The sequence below is a fragment of the Lactobacillus iners genome, assembly GCF_011058775.1.
GTDB lineage: Bacteria > Bacillota > Bacilli > Lactobacillales > Lactobacillaceae > Lactobacillus > Lactobacillus iners.
Genome location: NZ_CP049230.1, coordinates 1 through 20,522, shown reverse-complemented (window position 1 = coordinate 20,522; position 20,522 = coordinate 1). Strand labels below are relative to the sequence as shown.

Below are 20,522 nucleotides of genomic sequence, written 5' to 3'. Positions count from 1 at the left end.
GCACATAAGGTGCTTTTTTGTTACACGTGAAACTTAATGCTACTTTTCAGTATACCATTCCATATGATATACTCCATCTCGATCATTACGATAATACGTATGTGCACCAAAATAATCACGTTGCCCTTGGAGTAAGTTTTGCGGTAATTTAGGATTAAAAATTGTCTTTAAGTAACTATATGCAGCACCCAAAGTTGGAATGGGTATTCCTGCTTCAACTGCCAATTTAACTATTTCTTCCAAATCAGTTGTATATTTATTAGCAATATCATTAAAATATTTGTCTTTAAATAAATTTGGCAAGTCGGCATCTTGATTAAATGCATTTTCAATGTCTTTTAACATAGAAGAACGTATAATACACCCTGCTTCCCAAGTTTGAGCAATTGCTGGATAATGTAGATTCCAACCATATTCTTTAGCAGCCATACTTAATTGTTGAAATCCTTGGGCATATGAAACTGCAGAAGCTAAATAATATGCATTAGCTAATTTTGTAATTAATTGATTAAGATCCACTTTTCCTTTAAATTCTGGCATGCAACCATCTCGCAACGTAGCTTTAGATGCAAAACGTGCTAATACTGCTTCAGCTATCACTGTTATAGGACAACCTAATTTAATAGCATCTTCCAGCATCCAATTTCCTGTTCCTTTATAAGAAGCTACATTGAGAATTTTATCAACAATATAACCATCAGCCAGATCATCTCGCTGCTTTAAGACTTTAGAAGTTATTTCTGTTAAATAACTATGTAATTGACCTTCATCCCATTTTTCAAAAATTTCACTCATTTGTTCGTTAGTACAATTACCTACAGTACGTAATACATCATATACTTCACAAATGATTTGCATGATACCATATTCCATGCCATTATGAACCATTTTGACATAATGTCCACTAGCTTCAGGACCAATATATGCTACACAAGGAACACCTTCTTCAGTTTTAGCTGCAATTGATTCTAAAATTGGTGATACTTTATCATAAGCTTCTTTGTCTCCACCCGGCATCAAAGCTGGACCATTTAAAGCACCTTCTTCACCACCAGATACACCCATTCCTATAAAATGAATACCTTTTTCTTCTAATTTCTTAAACCTACGATTTGTATCATTAAAGTTTGAATTACCACCATCAATAACAATATCACCAGGCTCTAAAAGCTCGGTCAATTTTTCTAAAGTCATATCAACCGGTTTTCCTGCTCTTATCATTATCAACATTTTTCTAGGTTTCTCTAATGAATTAATAAATTCTTCCCAAGAATAAGTTGGTTTTAATTTATCATCTTCATATTTTGCTAGTGCATCTACTTCAGGCTTATCAATACTAAAACCTGCTACTGAAAACCCATGATTTCTAATGTTTAATGCTAGGTTCTTGCCCATCACAGATAGTCCAATTACCCCAAATTGTTGCATCATTGTTACCTCCATCGTTGCTTCTATATATTTAAGTATACTTTTTTTGAGTTTTTTTGTGAAACTTTATTTATCATTAAGCAAAATTAAACACAAAAAAAGTCTATCATATCAAGCTCTCTCGAACTCAAATGATAGACCTAAAACGTGTAAGTTATTTAACTAATGCTGACTAGAAGCACAGAGGTTTTAGCCAACACCCTTGATATATCAATATTTTTAATAGGCACAATACTTGCAAAGTGCAAATAAAGTGCACTTTTAACTAACGATTACAAAGTTGAGAATTTTCTTTATAAGATTCACGATTTTATTTTACATATTTTGAAAGAAAAACTTGAATAGTATTTCCCATTCTTTGGCAAGCATACATATTAGATATGCGATTATCATTACCTAGTAAACTGCTTAAATAAACTCTCAAAGAATACAAAGCTAAAATTGAATCTTTCTGTTTTTCAATCCCTGCATTCTTACAAACAGCTTTTAGTTTTTCATTTAAGCTTTTTTGTGTCACTGGTAATCGGTTATTTGAACTAATTGATTTATAATTGTGTAAGTTCAGAAAAATGTATCCCGATGTATTTTTTTAACCATATTCATCGAGGTACTTTTTTTGTTTAATCTGAAAATCTTTAATCAAATCAATTACTTCAATATTCTTAATTGGCAAACAATATCTATAAGCACCTTTGGGTCTGTCTTTCAAAGAACCATTAGGCTTTTTTTCTTTTTCCGACCAGCTATCATCGATTTTAAAAGTATAAGAGCCTTAATACTTTACTAATTGCTCAAACTTTAACACTTGTAACTCTTCTGGTCGTAATCCCAGATAAGTATCTACAATTAAAGCTAACCTAGATACAGAATTAGCAATAGTAGCTCCTTTATACTCTTTAAGTAATTCTTCCCTTAACGCACTAATTTCATCTTTAGAAAATAAGTGCAACTTCCTACCAATACTAAAATCAGCCTGCTTAAAGAATAATTTTAGATAACCTCTAGGAATTGGATTAATGCTTAAAACTGCCTTATCCAAAAGAAAAGTAAAGAATGTTCTAAGGTGTGCCAAAGTTACATCTATTACAGTACTCTTTTTAACGCTTGCTTTAGGATGGTTCTTAAGATACCAATGTCCAAAATCGTTAAAGAAGTGTTGATCAACATCTCTTAATTGATTTAAAGGCTTTCAATTTATATTTTTTGATTTTTCCACCATAAAGTAATAAATAGAACTACATATCAATGCTATTCCATATATATATTGAGTAATAAGTGAACCATAAGATTTAACAATCCATCCTCCCAGTAAAGTTCCTATAGGAATCATTATTGACAAAAGACTATCGTTTATAGTTTCAACTCTACCTAAAATAGCAGATGAAAAACTTGTTTGAACTAACGCTTCAAAATTTGTATTCATCATAGTGATCCATAATGGTGATATAACTGAATTTATCAATACTAACCCAATTCCTACACTTACTGATAATGGTACAAATAATCTAAATATACCTGCTCCTAAAAAACAAATTGCTATAAACTGTCCCATATTTTTTTTACCTAGATCAAATTTTTGAACTAAAAAAGCCCCTATTATGCTTCCAAATGATGAAGCAATTAATAATTTTCCGTATCCTAACGCCGAAGTTTGGATATACGTTTGTGCAAAAAAAGGTAACCCAACTGCAAATATGCCGTAAAAAAGATTAACTACACATAATGGTAAAATCAATTCTAAAATAGATTTTTCTTTTCTTAATGTCTTCCATCCTAATAATAGATCGTTAAAATAAGAGCTTGTAAAATAGGAATCATCCTCCAAAATATTTTTAGCCAAGATATTGATTTGAATGCTATGATAAAACAATAATGCAATTCCAAAAATTACTGCTGAAAATATTATTGTAAAACTAACAGAAGAAAAAGTGATAATAAATGTTGTAATACCATCTAGTATCAAATCTAATATTTTATACGTGACCTGAAACAAACCATTAAAACGTAGTAAATCTTTTTTTGTTACAAATAATGGCAGTAATTTATATTCAGAAGGATAGATAATAGCAGATAGTATAGAGGATATAGTAAACAAGAGTAATAATATTATATCTATAATATAACTTTTTTGTCCTATACCCAAAATTGTTACCACTATAATACTTATAACTATTTGAATAAAGGTTGAATATTTAAGTAATCCTTTAATTGAAATCTTATCTATCAATGGTCCCAAACTGAAAGACATCATATCTATTCCAGAAGATATAGTAAAAAGAATTGAAACCATCAATTGCGAATTTCTATTCTCTTTGAAATACCACAAAATAGCCATATAAAATAAACTATCTGCAATATTGGTAGCTATTCGCCCTATTAAAAGTTTATATATATTAGAGTATTTTTTGGAGAACATATTTTTTCCTTTTTTAATCTTCTAACTCATGTTGATAGCTTTCTTTCCAATTATTTTCTCTTGGAAAAAAAGGTAACTACTAACATCGGAGTTCACTATTATGCGGTAATACAATTTTACTTTATCTACTTCATGGTTATTAACCGCTTCACCAATTGCACATGACAGTTTCTTTTCTAAATTACTTGATTCAGATAAATAAGTGTCCTCTATCTTAGAAAAGAAAGTAATTATATCTATACCATTTTTAAATAATATTTTTACTAATGCTTTACTGCTTATATTTCTTTCATTATGTATAACTCTAGAATAAGCACTCTTTGACATAATTCCTTGTACCATTTTTTCTTCAGTAAGACCTAACTTGTCCTGCTCTTCTTTTAATGCTTCATCAATAGTCATATTTTTATCTTTCCAAATCTTTTTATTTTATCTTAATGTTAACTACTAAAAAAAGCAAGTATATCATGCCTGAACACTTGCTTTAATCATTATTCCACGCTAAAAACTGTGTGCAAAAATTGCACTTTAATAATTTAACTGCGTGCACTTAGTGTGCATCATTTTTCTTCACACAAAAAAATTAACCTTAATTTATCTTCGTAAAACGTTAATAAATAAAGGCTAATCAATCTAAATGATTCTTTTAAATGCTGACTAAAGGATTCGAACCTTCGACCTCATCATTACTAGTGACGTGCTCTGCCAACTGAGCTAAGTCAGCGTATCATTCCTAACACAATTATTTATTTAATCATAAATAGATTCATTTTTCAAGTGTTTTTTTATTTTTATAACTTTATTGTTCTTTTATTTTGAAAATAAGATAAAATATAGGTATACATTTTATAAAAAGGACTGTTTTTAGATATGCAAAATTTTCCATTTTTTCTGGATTGTTTTTTTAGAATATTAATTGCTGCTCTTTGTGGTGCAGCCATCGGTTACGAACGTGCTACGTTGAGAAAAAGTGCAGGTATTAGAACTCATATTGTCGTTGCTGTAGCTTCTGCACTTTTCATGATCGTATCTAAATATGGTTTCTTCGATATTTTGAAAGATACAGGTATAGGATTAGATCCCTCACGTATTGCCGCACAAATTGTTACTGGTATTTCCTTTATTGGTGCTGGAACAATTTTAGTTAGAAAGGCACAAGTTTCAGGTCTGACTACAGCAGCTGGTGTATGGGCAACAGCTGCCATTGGTACAGCTGTTGGTGCAGGAATGTATACTATTGGAATTATTAGTACATGTTTCTTATTTATAGTGCAAATAGTCTTTCACGATGATACTTTTATCAACTTTTTAATAGTACATGTCAGATTTAATGTTCAGATAGAGGTAGATAATGTACCTAACATATTAAATGAATTAAAACAAATTTTGGCTAACAATGACGTTGAACAAGTCTCATTAAAACTAATCAATGCATCTAAAGATCGCCTACTTATTAATGTAGACGGCATCATAAAAAGCCGCAAAGACGAAAATGATATCATCATCACTCTAGAAAAAAATAATTATATTCATCGTGTTAGTTGTGCTCGCGGGTAAATATATATGGCTAATATTTTAAATTATATGCGTTGGCGTGGAGATTTACCTTTTTCTATAAACAAATTTAACAGTATTGATGCTGCTTTCTTTGCTACTTTTGTGTATTTACCATTTCCAACAATTAATAAAAAGATACTATTATCCGACTTAGCTTCTGAATATATTAACAATCAAGATATGCTAAAAAAGGTTAATGGCTATGAAAAAGAACAATTACAGCTTATTCCTTTTTGTAAAAGATATGGAGATTTAGAAATTTTGGATTGGACCAATACGATTAAAACAAACCCACCAGTTCAATTTTCTGCTGCTACTTTTCGCTTAAATAAAAACACAATTTTAGTTGCTTTTAGAGGAACTGATGGATCAATGATTGGTATTAAAGAAGATATTGATTTATCTTTTCACCCTAAAACTAGTGGTTTAACTGTTGCTAAACATTATCTACAAAGAATCGCTACTCAATTTAACAATGATAATATATATATCGTTGGTCACTCAAAAGGTGGTATGTTTTCACAATACGCAGCTATTTTCGCACCTCAATTCATACAAGATAGAATTATCAAAGTATATAGTTTTGATGGACCTGGCTTAATGCATAATTATTATTCTCCATCTAAATACAAAGAAGTATTGCCAAAATTCATAACATATATTCCTGAAGGCTCTATTTTTGGTCTAATGTTAGACCATCCCGAACATGTATTAGTTGTTAAAAGCAATGCCAATATGTTAAAACAACATAATATCATTCAATGGGAAGTTGCCCGTAATGGCTTTGTTTTAGCAAGCAATGGACTAACTAATGCTAGTCGTATTCTACGTCATTCATTTATATCCGTTAATACTAAAATTCCTATTAATGATAGAGAAAGTTTATGGATGGCAATCTTCTCCGCTTTGGAAAGTCAAAATGTCGTTGATTTTTCTCAATTACGTGATAGTAAGTTAAGAAGTGCAATTAATCTTAGTCAAGCATATATGTCACTAAGTCCTCAACTAAAAATTGTAGCTAACGAAGTGATTTCAATTATTGCTACATCTGCTAAAAATCATATAAATATTCCCTTTATTAATAAAGCCAAATTACTAAAGCCCTTATCTAATAACTCGAATAAAGGTCCCATTGTAGATGACTCTTATGATCAAACTATGCAAAAAAATAGACTCACATGAGTCTATTTTTTGTATAATACACTATTTTTCAGGCGGAACATTGTTATGTGCAAAATCCAAATTAGAAAATCTATTATATGGTTTGGAAAACATTAATTTAACTGTTCCTCTACTACCCGATCGATTCTTTTCGATGATAATTTCAACTTCACCATTATCTTTTTCGCTCTTAATATCTGTACTTTTATCGTCTCGATAATAATCATCTCGATATAAAAATGCTACAATATCTGCATCTTGTTCAATAGATCCTGACTCACGAATATCAGATAATACAGGTCTTTTATCTTGCCTTTGTTCAACTGATCTTGATAATTGTGAAAGTGCTATTACAGGTACGTGTAATTCTTTAGCTAACTTTTTCAATTGCCTAGATATGAATGAAACTTCTTGCTGCCTACTTTCACTCTTTCCACCTTCAATAAGTTGCAGATAATCAATTACTATTAACCCTAAATTTCCTTTTTCTTTGGCTAATTTTCTTGATTTTCCCCTTATCTCACTAATTTTTATACCAGGAGTATCATCTATATAAATATCAGTAGCTTCTAGCAACCCACTTGCAACAAAAAGCTTGTTCCATTCATCGCTATCCAATTGTCCTGTTCGTAAATGCTGAGAATTAATTAATCCTTGTGATGCTAACATTCTTTGAACTAACTGCTCTGCACCCATTTCCAATGAAAAAATAGCTACAGTTTTTTTGTCATACAAGCCAACATGCTGTGCAACGTTTAATGCAAAAGCAGTTTTTCCTACACCTGGTCTGGCAGCAAAGACAATCATTTCATCATCGTGAAATCCAGTAGTCATCTTATCTAGCTCCACAAAACCAGTAGCCAGACCCGTTACCATGTTGCCATCAGCAGGTATATTATTTATATTATCGATAGTTTCACTCAAAATGTCTTTAATGGTCTTAAAGCCGTTCTGAGAATTATCTTGTGATACATTAAGGATCGACCGCTCTGCATCATCTAAAATATCTGTAATATCATCTGAATCTTTAATAGCATTTTGAATGATATTTTGACTAGTAAAAATCAGATTTCGCAAGATAGCTTTACGTTTAACTATATTGGCATAATAGGTTATATGAACTGCCGTAGGCGTCGACATAGCTAATTCTGATACATAAGCAATACCACCAATATCATCTAACTGGTTATTTTTTTTCAATTCATCTTGCAATGTTAATGCATCTATACCCTCATCGCGTTCAGATATATTAATCATCGCTTGAAAAACTAGTTTATTGGCACGTTCATAAAAATCATCTGGTTTCAATATATCATATGCATCTACAATCGCACTATTATCCAAAAAAATAGCACCTAAAACTGCCTTTTCTGCTTCGCTGTCGTGTGGTATCTGTTGCGATATAATATTAGCCATTTATTTTATTTTTTCTCCGTAATATGAACCCTAATCTTTGCCTCAATACCTTTAAAAAGCTTTACGGCTACATTAGTATAACCTAATGCTTTAATGGGCTCTGGTAGCATCAATTTTCTTTTATCAATTACAATACCAAATTGTTCTTCTAAGCCTTCCACAATTTTTTTACTTGAAATAGATCCAAATAATCTAGAATCGTTGCCAGCTTTAGATTGAAATTTAACAATCGTTTTGTCATCTTCCAATTTCAACTTAATTTGTTCAGCTTCAGCTTTTTCTGCTTCATAAGCATCATGTTCAGCCTTTTCTAAACGTTTCTGTATATTTAAATTTGAACTTGTAGCTTCTTTAGCAAGTCCCTTCTTAAGCAAAAAGTTTTGAGCATAACCTGTTGGAACTTCTTTAATTTGACCTTTTTTACCTTTACCTTTTACATCAGATATAAAAATTACTTTCATATATTTTTCCTCCTATCAATTCTCCTGTAAATAGCTATCAATTGCTTGTAATAGTCGCTCCTTTGCTTCTGATACAGAAATATTATCTAATTGTGTAGCAGCATTAGATAAATGACCACCACCACCTAATTTTTCCATAATTACTTGAACATTTATTTTTCCTGTAGATCTAGCAGAGATACCAATCATCGAATTATATCTTCTGGCAATCGCAAAACTAGCTGATACACCTTCTAAAGATAACGCTGTATCCGCAGCTTGAGCAATGATAATAGCATCATAAATTTCACTATCATTTCCTGACAAAATAGCCATATTAGAATGAACCATATCAACAGTTGATACCAGATAACTCCGTTTTAAATAATTATCAATACTTTCTTTAAGCAAATACGAAACAACCTGCGAATCAGCACCTATAGAACGCAAATAACTAGCTGCATCAAAAGTCCTAGTTCCCGTTCTCAATGAAAATTCTTTAGAATCTACCGTAATTCCTGCTAACATCGCTGTTGCTTCTAAATAATTTAATACACCATCTCCGCCTTGCGGTTGATATTCAATCATTTCAGTAACAAGTTCACATGTAGAAGAAGCATATGGTTCAATGTACACTAACATCGGATTTTCTGGAAATTCTTCTCCACGTCTATGATGATCAATCACGACTAAACGATTTTTCATCTTATCATATATGGATTGATTGTAAGTGATAGAATATTTAGAATGATCTGTTAAAACCAATAAAGAATTATCTGTAGCGATTTGAACTGCCTCATCAGGTGAGATAAATATTTCTTTATCAACCCCTGCTTCCTGCATCTTCTTAATTAAACGTTCAACATCATAATTAAGTTCACTCAAATCTAATATAACATTAGCTTTAACACCATGTATTCTGGCAATTTTTACAATACCTATAGCTGACCCGATGGCATCCAAGTCTGGGCTCTTATGTCCTTGTACAAAAACATGATCTGCATCTTTAAATAGTTCCTGTAATGCTTGCGAAACTACTCTAGCTCTTACTCTGGTTCTCTTTTCCATTGGATTTGATTTGCCACCATAAAAGTGTGCATCTTTACCAATTTGTCTAACAACTACTTGATCTCCTCCACGACCTAATGCTAAATCTAAATTAGACTGTGCTTGTTCAGAAATATCATTTAAACTTTCGGATCCAAATGCAATACCAACTGATAAAGTTAATGGTGTATTACATCTGCTAGATTCTTTCCTGACTTTATCCAAAATAGAAAATCGATCAGCTTCCATTTTATGTAAATCAATCATATGGGATAACAACAAATAATGATCTTCATCTATCCTTTTAAGATATGCATTAAATCTTTTAGCATATTCATTTAATGCATTTTGAATATATGAACTCATATCGGTTAAATTCTGATCACCCATAGCTTGACTTAATTCATCATAATTATCAATAAAAATTAATCCAATAGATAATCGTTGATCCTGATATCGTCGTTCAATAGCTGCATACTTAGTTATATCTAATATATACACTACACCTAAATCATTTTGGACAACAATTTCACATTTATGCTTTCCTACTCTAATAACTCTATTATTAGTATCTTTATCTCTTATAGCATCATTGATACTTTTGTATAGCTGTTCATCTAGATTTTTGAGTGAGGTTCCTATCATATCATTATTTTTTAAAAATAACTGTAGATATGGATTAACCCACTGGATCTGTTGATCTTCATCATAGAGTAATATTCCTAATGGCATTTTTATCATTGCTTCCTGTTCTCCACGTTTTATACGATAAGATAAGTTAGAAGCATAATTATTAGTATTTATAGCTAAAACATAAATTCCATAAATACTAAACGTACATGTCAAAATAAAAAGTAATAACATAGCCAACCCATATAAGGGGCTTATTAATAGGCCAACAATAAAGCCAACAAATGACAGTGAAAGAACAATAATTAATGATGCAGTTAAACGTGAATCTTTGACAAATGCTGGTAATTCAAGTTTGCGTAGAAAATCTTTCATAAAGATTCCTTCCTAGTGAGTTTTACAAATTATGCACTCCGCAATAATATATATTATACCTTATTAATTCCAGTATCATATTAAATTTAAATATCAGTTTATAACAAAAAAGCTGATATCAGTCAATTAACTGGTATCAGCTCAATTTTATTCAAAATTTATTTAGCCTAGTCTTCTGAAACAAATGGCAACAAGCCCATAACACGAGCTCTCTTAATAGCAACAGTCAACATACGTTGATTCTTTGCACTTGTACCAGTGACACGACGCGGCAAAATTTTACCTCTTTCTGAGATAAAACGTTTCAACAAATCAACATCTTTGTAGTCGATGTAATCAATATGGTTAGCCGAAATAAAGTCAACTTTACGACGGCGATGTGTAGTTCTTCTTTGTTGAACCATGTCTACAAGTCCTTTCTAAAATTTATTATTAAAACGGTAAATCGTCTTCTGAAATTTCTATCGTCTTACCTGTATCTGCAAAAGGATCCTGCTTAGGTTCCTCAGTAGGTACATTATTTGTAGTGCTGAAATTATTGCTTGCTACTGGTTTATTTTCGCGACTACGACGTGATTCTAAAAATGAAAAACTATCAACAACTACTTCCGTAACGTATACACGTTGACCTTCTTTGTTATCATAGCTTCTTGTCTGAATACGTCCCTGAACACCAATAAGCGAACCTTTTGAAGTAAAGTTTGCTAAATTCTCAGCAGCTTTACGCCAAACTACGCAATTTATAAAATCAGCTTCTCGCTCACCTTGACTATTAGAAAATTGACGATCAACTGCCAAAGTAAAGGTAGCAACTGAAATTCCACTTTCAGTAGTACGCAAATCAGGATCACGTGTTAAACGACCAACGAGTACAACATTATTAATCATACTTATATGTCTCCTTTCCTAATTCACGAAAAATATTACTTATCTAACTTAACAGTCATTGAACGTAAAATTTGACCATCAATACGGGATAAACGACCAAATTCATCAACAGCTGCTGCATTTTCAGCAACAAAAGTTAAAATGTGGTAAGTACCTTCACGATATTTTTCAATTTCATATGCAAAGTGTCTCTTACCCCAATCTTTTGACTCAAGTTCTTGAGCACCATTGTCTGTCACAACTTTATCAAAGCGTTCGATCAAGGCCTTCTTAGAATCTTCATCAATATCCGGCTTAATAATATATGTAATTTCATACTTAGTTTTTGCCATTACAGTACACCTCCTCTTGGACTAAATGGTTCTTGAGATAATCAAGAACAAGGAGTAATTATTGATATTACTCACAATCTTTGATTTTATCACAAGAATTAAAAAATTACCATAATTTTTTACGTGATCCTGGGCTTTGCCCAAAAATAATTACGCAAAATATGGTAATTTTTATTTTTAAATTTCAGAATTATCTTCTGATTTAACTCTAGTTAAACTTGCAACCTTAGTTCCTTGATCTAATTTAATTAATCGAACACCGATGGTTGCTCGACCTGTTTGCGATACACCATCAACTTCTAATCTAATGATAACGCCAGCATCAGTGATTAGCATAAGATCTTCACTACCATCAACTACCGTGACACCAACTAATGGTCCATTTTTTTCAGTAACATTAGCAGTTTTAACTCCCATGCATCCTCTACTCTTAATTGGATACTCACTTGCTAGTGTTCGTTTTCCATAACCTTTTTCAGATATAACTAAAACTTCAGAATGATCATCAACGATTGAAGATCCTACAACATAGTCATTAGCACGCAATTTGATACCACGAACCCCAGATGCAACTCTCCCCATCGTTCTGACTTCATTTTCATTGAAAATTACAGCATATCCTAAGCGAGTACCAATTAAAATATTTTGTGATCCATCTGTAAGCAAAACGTTACTTAATTCATCATTTTCTCGTAAATTTAACGCAATTAGACCACTACGCCTAATATTAGTAAATTCACTAATACTAATTCGTTTAACAATACCATACTTAGTCACAAACATTAAATATTTATTTGTATCATTAGTAGCTATTTTTACAACAGCTTGGACCTTCTCGCCTTTTTCCAATTGAACTAAATTAATGATAGGTAAACCCTTAGCTGCTCTGCCATATTCTGGTATTTCATATGATTTCTTGGAATATACCTTTCCCTTATTCGTAAAGAATAACAGGTAATCATGAGTATTGACATAAATTAAATGATTAATAAAGTCATCATTTTGTACACCCATACCTCTAATTCCACGTCCACCTCTATTTTGAACTTTAAATTCATCTGCAGGCATACGTTTAATATAACCATTATGAGTTAATGTTAAAAGAACATTTTGCTTTTCAATTAAATCTTCATCATCAATTGAAATAATTTCACTATCTGAGATTTCAGTTCTTCTCTCATCGCCAAATCTCTTTTGAATATCCAACAATTCATTAAAGATAATTTGATCAACACGCTCGGGCTTAGCTAAGATATCTTTATAATCGTCAATTTTTTCTAACAAATCACGATATTCTTCTTCTAATTTATCTCTTTCCAAACCAGTTAGTCGAACTAATCGCATATCTAAAATAGCTTGTGCCTGGCGATCATCCAATCCGAACCTCGTAATTAATTGCTCTTTAGCAATATCACTATTTTTAGAACCACGTATTATTTTTATAATTTCATCTATGTGATCTAATGCTATTCTCAGACCTTCAATAATGTGAGCTCTTGCTTCGGCTTTTTTCAAATCATATTTAGTTCTGCGGGTAATAATATTTTCTTGGTGAGCTAAATAATATTGCAAAATTTGCTTCAAATTCAAAACATGAGGTGAACCATCCACAATAGCGACCATATTAACACCAAAATTAGATTGTAATTGTGTTTGTTTAAATAAATTATTTAAAACGACACTCGCACTTGCATCACGCCTAATATCAATGGTTATCCGCAATCCTTTTTGATCGGATTCATCTTGTATACCTGTTATCCCATCTACAACTTTATCTCTGGCTAAATCGGCTATTTTTTTTACTAATTCTGCTTTGTTAACCATATAAGGGATTTCACTAATGATAATGCGTTCTCTTCCACTTTTTTCGGTATCTATGTTAGTCTTTGCTCTAACTACGATATTACCTTTACCAGTTTTATATGCTCTTAAAATACCGCTACGTCCCATGATAATTCCACCTGTTGGAAAATCAGGTCCAGTAATAGCAGTCATCAATTCTCTAACAGAAACATCAGGATTTTCCATCAACATATGCAATCCAGAAATAATCTCAGAAAGATTGTGTGGCGGTATATTGGTAGTCATACCAACTGCTATACCGCTTACACCATTAACTAATAATGCTGGTACTCTAGCAGGTAAAACTACTGGTTCATTTTCATTATCATCATAGTTTCTTTGCCAATCAATAGTATCCTTATTGATGTCACGCAACATTTCCATTGCGATTTTACTCATACGTGCTTCAGTATAACGCATTGCAGCTGGACGATCTCCATCGATAGATCCAAAGTTTCCATGTCCATCTACTAACATATAACGGTAACTAAAATCTTGTGCCATATGAGCCATGGCCTCATATATCGATGAATCACCATGTGGGTGAAATTTACCCATAACTTCTCCGACAATTCTTGCAGATTTTTTATACGGCTTATCAGGAAAAACTCCTAGCTCATTCATTCCATAAAGAATACGTCGCTGAACAGGCTTTAGTCCGTCTCGAACATCTGGTAATGCACGTGAAACAATAACTGACATCGCATAATCCAAAAAAGAACTACGCATTGTCTTTGTTAGATCAACATTTCTTATTCTGTGATCTTGATTTTGGTTATCCATTTAAGCCTCCTATGCATCCAAATTCTCAACATATTTTGCATTTTGCTCAATGAATTCACGTCTAGGACCTACTTCATTACCCATCAACATTTCAAATGCTTCTTCTGCATCTTCTGCATCTTCTGGATCAACGCGGTCCAATCTCCTATTTTCTGGATTCATTGTTGTTTCCCATAATTGCTCTGGATCCATTTCACCTAATCCTTTATATCTTTGAACAATAGGTTTCGGACTAGGTTGAAGAGTTCCCAGATAATCATGTAACTCTTCATCAGTATCCAAGTACTTAATAACTTTACCTTGCCTTACTTGATATAGGGGTGGTCGTGCTATATATACATAACCTGCCTTAATCATCGGTTTCATATATCTATAAAACAGAGTTAACAATAAAGTTCTAATATGTGCACCATCAACATCAGCATCAGTCATTATGATTAATTTATGATATCTAGCTTTGTTAATATCAAAATCAGCACCAAAGCCAGTACCCAAAGCAGTAAAAATAGTCCTTATTTCTTGATTAGCTAAAATCCTATCCATAGAGGCTTTTTCTACATTCAAGATTTTACCTCTAATCGGCAAAATAGCTTGAGTTAATCTAGATCTACCCTGTTTTGCAGAACCACCAGCTGAATCACCTTCGACGATAAACAATTCTGAAATCTTCGGATCATTACTTGTATTATCTGCAAGCTTTCCTGGTAAATTAGCAATTTCCAACCCAGATTTTTTACGTGTTACTTCACGAGCACGTTTTGCTGCAATTCGTGCTCGTGCTGCTAATTGACCTTTTTCTACAATTTTTCTACCAACTTGCGGATTTTCCAATAAAAACTTACTAAAGGTATCTGAGAATGCCTTATCAACTGCCGCCCTTGCATCAGAATTTCCAAGTTTTGTTTTGGTTTGTCCTTCAAATTGTGGATTAGGGTGCTTAATAGAAATGACTGCCGTCATGCCTTCTCTAATATCTTCTCCTGAAAGATTATCATCATTATCCTTCAAAATTTTGGCTTTTCGTGCATAATCATTAACAACTCTTGTTAAAGCTGTCTTAAATCCTGACTCATGCATACCACCTTCATATGTATGAATATTATTGGCAAAAGTAAGCAAAGTAGACTTATAACCAGTGATATATTGTAGTGATGCTTCTACATTAATACCGTCATAATCTCCTTCAACATATACAGGAGGTTCAAATAATACTTGTTCTTTTTGATTGAGGAAAGAAACGTATTCCTTTATGCCACCTTCAAAATGATAAATATCTTTTTCTGCTGTATTTTTTCTTTTATCAGTAAAGGTTAATTTTAATCCTTTATTTAAAAATGCTAATTCTCTAATTCTATTTTTTAAAATTCGATCATCAAAAACAGTAGTTTCAGTAAAAATATCAGGATCTGGGTAAAAGCGTACAATAGTACCATGTTGAGTTAATGGTACTTCACCAACTTCATGTACTTCTTGTTCTACACGTCCATGATTAAAATCAATACAATATTTTTTACCATCACGCATGACAATAACATTTAATTTAGTAGATAAAGCATTAACAACAGATGCACCTACACCATGTAAGCCACCTGATACCTTATATCCGCCACCACCAAATTTACCACCAGCATGTAACACCGTAAAAACTGTCTCCAAAGCAGATCTACCAGTTTTCTTTTGGATATCTACTGGTATTCCTCTACCATCATCTTCAACAGTAACACTACCATCTTCATTAACAGTAATTTCTATTTTGGTGGCAAAACCTGCCAATTTTTCATCAATACTATTATCAATAATTTCCCATACTAAGTGATGTAATCCTTGTATACTAGTATTTCCGATGTACATACCTGGACGCTTTCTAACAGCTTCCAGCCCACCTAACACTTGAATTTGGCTTGCATTATATTTTTCTGCACGCTTTTCGAAATTAAGTGCTTGGTCCTGAATATTCTTATTATCAGCCATTTACTTCTCCTCACTTACTGTTCCTGAAACTATTCTAAATATTCTTGGAATTTTAATCATTTCCTGGGAAATACTATTTATATCAGTTGTAGTAATAAAAGTCTGAGTCTTGCCATTAATATAATTAAGTAAATTTTTCTGCCTTATATTATCTAGCTCACTCATTACATCATCCAACAATAAAATTGGATATTCATTCAATATCTTATGCATTAAGTCAATTTCCGCTAATTTTATGCTAAGCACAATCGAGCGTTGTTGCCCTTGCGAGGCATATTCCTGAGCACTTTTTTTATTGATAAATACTTGCAAATCATCTCGATGTGGTCCTACCAATGTAGTACCTAACCTCATTTCATTGACTTTTACATGCTCAAAACTTAACAATATTTTTTTATATATTTTTTCTACTGAGTCCTTTTCGTCAAACTCAGGAAATGATGCCTTATATTCTATATCTAAAATTTCCTTCTGATCACTTATAAAAGCATATGCTTTCTTAGCATTTTCTTTCAGCAAATCTAAATATAGCACTCGTTTATGCACTACTTCTGCTGCTAATCCAGCTAATTGATCAGTTAGCACATTTAAAAATATTGGATCACTTGCTTTTTTACTGGATATTTGTTTCAAATAGGTATTTCGCTGTTGCAAAACCTGTCTATATCTCGTTAAAAAGTAAAGATATTCAGCATTTATTTGACCAAATTCTAAATCCATAAAACGTCTTCTAAACGCTGGCGATCCCTTTATTAATGATAAATCTTCAGGGGAAAAAAGAATCGCATTCATAGTTCCCAAATAATTAGATAACTTTTTCTGCTCTAACCGATTTATCCATGCTTTCTTTCCCTTATTGGATACTAATAACTTAAGATCAAACCTAATATTTCTTTTACACAAAGTACCATGGATACCCGCAATTTTCATATTAAATTTTATTAATTCTTTATCTACACTAGTTCTATGTGACTTGGTAAGTGCTAAAAAATAAATTGCTTCTAGCAAGTTGGTCTTACCTTGTGCATTTTTTCCAATAAAGATATTTATATGGGAATCAAAATTTACTTTAACTCTATCAAAATTTCGAAAATCCTTTAAAGTTAAACCTTCAAGATACATCAATTACCCCATAATAAAATTATATAAATTTTTATTAATTACTATTTGATCACCTGGATGGATTTTTTTACCACGACGATTCTCAAGAACTCCATTAAGCATAACTGGATTTTCATTCAAATACCATTTAGCTTGACCACCAGAAGATATTATTGACTCTTCTTTTAAAAATTGTGCTAGAGTTATAAATTCTCCATTAATTACAAAGTCTTTGATAAAACCACCCCATTTACATAATACTCTACTCAATTATATATTTTTTATGCATAAAATACAATTTTATACCACTATTTAGCCATGTTTTATACAATTTAATATATTATGACTAATCAATCATAATTTTCGCTTATTGGCTATGATATAGTCAATTAGAGACAAATAAAAAGCAAGCTACATGAATAGCAACCTGAATTTTTGGTTAATATTATATGCAACTTACTTTTTTATTTATTAAAAAGTTCTAACTGGAGTGATTAATTGAATAAATTTTTCATCACTATCTTTAGGGACGACCACAAATGGTCTCAATGGTTTCGTAAATTTAATTACTATCGAATCCGTTATCGAAACTCTCAATGCATCACGCAAATAATCAGGATTAAATGAAATCTCTAAATTTTCACCATTAAGGGAATCAAATGCTAATTCTTCTGCAACATTACCTACTTCTGCAGAATCACCACTTAATTTTATAATCTGATCTTCCACATTTAGATACATTTTTACCACATTATTACGACTTTCATGTGCTAATAAGCTAACCCTTTCCAATGAACGTGCCAAAGTAAGAGCATCTAGTTCAACTGTAGTAGTTGCTTCCTGAGGTATTAATCGTTCGGTATCAGGGTATGATCCTTCTAAAAGTCTTGTATAAAAATTAATGTTGGAAATTTTAAATAAAACTTGATTTTCGCCTGGAATGACAGTAACTTGTGGATCATCATCAGCAATAATTTTTGATAACTCAATTAAACTATTGCCAGGAATAACTAGATTAGTTGCTACTGCAGGACCAGTTGCAAGCTTTAATGTTCTTCTTGATAAACGATGACTGTCTGTAGCGATTGCATTTATTTCTTTTGGATTGAAATCAAAATTTACACCATTCAAAATAGGTCTGTTTTCTTGATTAGCAACTGCAAAAACTGTTTCAGAAATTACTTCTTTGAAAGATTTACCAGAGATAACAAAAGAGGATTCTCGTGTTATTTCTGGTAATTTAGGATAATTATCTGCATCTAATCCATTAATTGTAAAATCACTGTTTTCAGACATTATTTTCGTTTGAAAACTATCTTTTACTTCAAAAGAAAAATCTTTGCCCGGTAATTTTTTTATTATTTCACTAAAAAAACGTGCCGGTAATACAATAGAGCCTGTAGATTCAATATGCAGATCCTCGTTTTTAGGGATATCTATTTTTATTGAAATATTTGTATCACTACCCGTCAAAGTTAATGTATTTTCCGATAAATCTATTTTTATCCCTTTCAAGATGGGAATAGCTGTATTGGAAGAAATAGCTTTTAGAACATTGTTTAAATTTTTCAAAAACAAATTTCGATCGATTATGAATTTCATATGCCCCTCCATTTTTTATTCTTTATATTAATTATATATTTATTTATATAGAAGTAGTAGTAGGTACTGTGGATTATGTTGAAAAGTGGCTATAAGTAGTAAAAATAAAAGATTTCACCTGTAAAAAACATGTGAATAATTAACTCATTTATCCACATGTTATTAACTTTCCTAATGATTTAACATTGCTTTTAAATCATACACAGCCGATTTAATTTCAGAATCAGTTTTTAGTGATCTTTCTATTTTTTCATAGGCATGCATTACAGTTGTATGATCTTTGCCCCCAAATTCTTGCCCTATTTTAGGTAAGCTAGAATCTGTTAATTTTCTTGATAAGTACATTGCAATTTGGCGTGGTACTACTATTTGTTTTACGCGTTTCTTACCCTTTAATTCTGTAGTTGAAGTTTGAAAATAATTAGCCACAACTTCTTGAATTTTGGATATTTCGAGTCCGCGTGTTTTTTGAACTAATTTTAAATCTGCGAGTGCTTCTTTAGCTAAATTAAGGTTAATATCTTCTCTTTCTATCGTTGCATGAGCTTGCACTTTAACAAGAGCACCTTCTAATTCACGAATATTTGTATCAACTTGAGAAGCTACATAATCTAGTGTATTATCATCGATTCCAAGGCCGTCTGCTTCTGCTTTTTTACGTAAAATAGCTATTCTAGTTTCTAAATCAGGCGGTGTAATTTCAACTTGTAAGCCCCATGCAAATCTTGAAACTAAACGCTCTGACAAGTCAGGAATCTCATTTGGTAGGCGATCACTGGTCATCACAATTTGTTTTTGATCGTTATAAAGTGTTTCAAAAGTATGGAAAAATTCTTCCTGAATACCCTCTTTTTTTGCGAAAAATTGGATATCATCTACCAATAATAGGTCACAGGTTCTATATTTTTCTCTGAAAAGATCTTGTGTCTTATTTTTTATAGAATTGATGAAATCATTAACGAAAGTTTCACTCTGAATATATACAATTTTAGCATTAGCTTTTTCCGTTAGCATTTGATGTCCAATAGCTTGCATCAAGTGAGTTTTACCTAGTCCAACACCACCAAAAATAAAAAGTGGATTATAAAAACTACCAGGATTATCAGCTACAGCTAAAGCAGCTCCAGCAGCTAACTTATTTCCTTCGCCTTGTACAAATGTATCGAAAGTATATTTACTATTTAATTGCAAATCTTTGGCAAATTCATTGTGGTTGTTTTCAATTACAGGTTCTTGTTTTTTTTGAGTTTTATGTACGACAAAACGTTCAGAATTAGTATCGCCTGCAATTTTAAATATTGGGATAATTTCCATATCTGTATAAGCATATGCTTCTTGAATCAGTTGAGATGCTAAATTCTTTTCCCAATATCCTTTTGATACGGGAGATTCAACAGATATAGTCATTTGTTTGCTATTTTTATCAAAAGAAAGTGGTTTTGTATTTTTAAACCATGCATTGTAAGCAACTTCACTGTAACGTTTTTTCATATTGTCAGTAAAAAATTGCCAAAATTTTTCTAAGTCTAACAA

19 protein-coding genes and 1 tRNA gene are annotated in these 20,522 nt (G+C 31.8%); 2 read left to right on the top strand and 18 right to left on the bottom strand.

Going from position 1 to position 20,522, the window contains the following annotated elements; translation table 11 throughout:
* Nucleotides 1–39: 39 nt before the first annotated feature.
* From gndA to G6Z82_RS00075, 6 genes are all read right to left on the bottom strand, one after another.
* Nucleotides 40–1,428, bottom strand: coding sequence for an NADP-dependent phosphogluconate dehydrogenase (gndA, locus tag G6Z82_RS00100; RefSeq protein ID WP_164785989.1), 1,389 nt, complete (start codon nucleotides 1,426–1,428; stop codon nucleotides 40–42).
* Between the two features lie 310 nt (nucleotides 1,429–1,738).
* Nucleotides 1,739–1,945: a hypothetical protein gene (locus tag G6Z82_RS00095; protein ID WP_006733285.1), complete on the bottom strand. Its 207-nt coding sequence runs from the start codon at nucleotides 1,943–1,945 to the stop codon at nucleotides 1,739–1,741.
* Between the two features lie 255 nt (nucleotides 1,946–2,200).
* Nucleotides 2,201–2,500 (bottom strand): hypothetical protein, encoded by a 300-nt coding sequence (locus G6Z82_RS00090; RefSeq protein WP_006733279.1) that lies wholly within the window; start codon nucleotides 2,498–2,500, stop codon nucleotides 2,201–2,203.
* A gap of 117 nt (nucleotides 2,501–2,617) precedes the next feature.
* Nucleotides 2,618–3,844 (bottom strand): MFS transporter, encoded by a 1,227-nt coding sequence (locus G6Z82_RS00085; protein ID WP_006734769.1) that lies wholly within the window; start codon nucleotides 3,842–3,844, stop codon nucleotides 2,618–2,620.
* Nucleotides 3,845–3,865: 21 nt separating this feature from the next.
* The gene (locus G6Z82_RS00080) at nucleotides 3,866–4,246 is read right to left on the bottom strand and encodes a transcriptional regulator (protein WP_006734697.1); all 381 of its coding nucleotides are present in this window, start codon (nucleotides 4,244–4,246) and stop codon (nucleotides 3,866–3,868) included.
* A gap of 249 nt (nucleotides 4,247–4,495) precedes the next feature.
* Nucleotides 4,496–4,568, bottom strand: a tRNA-Thr gene (locus tag G6Z82_RS00075).
* A 146-nt stretch (nucleotides 4,569–4,714) separates the two neighbouring features.
* Between G6Z82_RS00075 and G6Z82_RS00070 the strand changes: the two genes are divergently transcribed.
* Nucleotides 4,715–5,401 carry an MgtC/SapB family protein gene (locus G6Z82_RS00070; protein ID WP_006729271.1) on the top strand — a complete coding sequence of 229 codons (687 nt, stop codon included), beginning with the start codon at nucleotides 4,715–4,717 and terminating at the stop codon, nucleotides 5,399–5,401.
* Nucleotides 5,402–5,407: 6 nt separating this feature from the next.
* Complete coding sequence (locus G6Z82_RS00065; RefSeq protein ID WP_164785668.1) at nucleotides 5,408–6,583, top strand: Mbeg1-like protein; 1,176 nt, start codon at nucleotides 5,408–5,410, stop codon at nucleotides 6,581–6,583.
* 21 nt (nucleotides 6,584–6,604) lie between these two features.
* Here G6Z82_RS00065 and dnaB read toward each other — a convergent pair whose 3' ends face one another.
* From dnaB to dnaA, 12 genes are all read right to left on the bottom strand, one after another.
* A complete protein-coding gene (gene dnaB, locus G6Z82_RS00060; RefSeq protein ID WP_006734298.1) occupies nucleotides 6,605–7,978 on the bottom strand; it encodes a replicative DNA helicase in 1,374 nt (457 codons plus the stop codon).
* A 5-nt stretch (nucleotides 7,979–7,983) separates the two neighbouring features.
* On the bottom strand, nucleotides 7,984–8,439 hold the full coding sequence (gene rplI, locus G6Z82_RS00055) for a 50S ribosomal protein L9 (RefSeq protein WP_006729284.1): 456 nt from the start codon (nucleotides 8,437–8,439) through the stop codon (nucleotides 7,984–7,986).
* A gap of 15 nt (nucleotides 8,440–8,454) precedes the next feature.
* Nucleotides 8,455–10,470, bottom strand: coding sequence for a DHH family phosphoesterase (locus G6Z82_RS00050; protein WP_160807999.1), 2,016 nt, complete (start codon nucleotides 10,468–10,470; stop codon nucleotides 8,455–8,457).
* 167 nt (nucleotides 10,471–10,637) lie between these two features.
* Entirely contained in the window at nucleotides 10,638–10,874 is a 237-nt protein-coding gene (gene rpsR / locus G6Z82_RS00045) for a 30S ribosomal protein S18 (RefSeq protein ID WP_006729286.1), read from the bottom strand.
* Between the two features lie 28 nt (nucleotides 10,875–10,902).
* The gene (gene ssb, locus G6Z82_RS00040; RefSeq protein ID WP_006729287.1) at nucleotides 10,903–11,358 is read right to left on the bottom strand and encodes a single-stranded DNA-binding protein; all 456 of its coding nucleotides are present in this window, start codon (nucleotides 11,356–11,358) and stop codon (nucleotides 10,903–10,905) included.
* Between the two features lie 35 nt (nucleotides 11,359–11,393).
* The gene (rpsF, locus tag G6Z82_RS00035) at nucleotides 11,394–11,690 is read right to left on the bottom strand and encodes a 30S ribosomal protein S6 (protein WP_006729288.1); all 297 of its coding nucleotides are present in this window, start codon (nucleotides 11,688–11,690) and stop codon (nucleotides 11,394–11,396) included.
* Nucleotides 11,691–11,867: 177 nt separating this feature from the next.
* Nucleotides 11,868–14,315: a DNA gyrase subunit A gene (gene gyrA / locus G6Z82_RS00030; protein ID WP_006734708.1), complete on the bottom strand. Its 2,448-nt coding sequence runs from the start codon at nucleotides 14,313–14,315 to the stop codon at nucleotides 11,868–11,870.
* A 9-nt stretch (nucleotides 14,316–14,324) separates the two neighbouring features.
* Nucleotides 14,325–16,286, bottom strand: coding sequence for a DNA topoisomerase (ATP-hydrolyzing) subunit B (gene gyrB / locus G6Z82_RS00025; protein WP_006729290.1), 1,962 nt, complete (start codon nucleotides 16,284–16,286; stop codon nucleotides 14,325–14,327).
* Nucleotides 16,287–17,408: a DNA replication/repair protein RecF gene (gene recF / locus G6Z82_RS00020; RefSeq protein WP_164785667.1), complete on the bottom strand. Its 1,122-nt coding sequence runs from the start codon at nucleotides 17,406–17,408 to the stop codon at nucleotides 16,287–16,289.
* A 3-nt stretch (nucleotides 17,409–17,411) separates the two neighbouring features.
* Nucleotides 17,412–17,657: a S4 domain-containing protein YaaA gene (gene yaaA / locus G6Z82_RS00015; protein ID WP_006729292.1), complete on the bottom strand. Its 246-nt coding sequence runs from the start codon at nucleotides 17,655–17,657 to the stop codon at nucleotides 17,412–17,414.
* Nucleotides 17,658–17,858: 201 nt separating this feature from the next.
* On the bottom strand, nucleotides 17,859–18,989 hold the full coding sequence (gene dnaN / locus G6Z82_RS00010) for a DNA polymerase III subunit beta (RefSeq protein ID WP_006734785.1): 1,131 nt from the start codon (nucleotides 18,987–18,989) through the stop codon (nucleotides 17,859–17,861).
* Nucleotides 18,990–19,160: 171 nt separating this feature from the next.
* Nucleotides 19,161–20,522 carry a chromosomal replication initiator protein DnaA gene (gene dnaA, locus G6Z82_RS00005; RefSeq protein WP_006736154.1) on the bottom strand — a complete coding sequence of 454 codons (1,362 nt, stop codon included), beginning with the start codon at nucleotides 20,520–20,522 and terminating at the stop codon, nucleotides 19,161–19,163.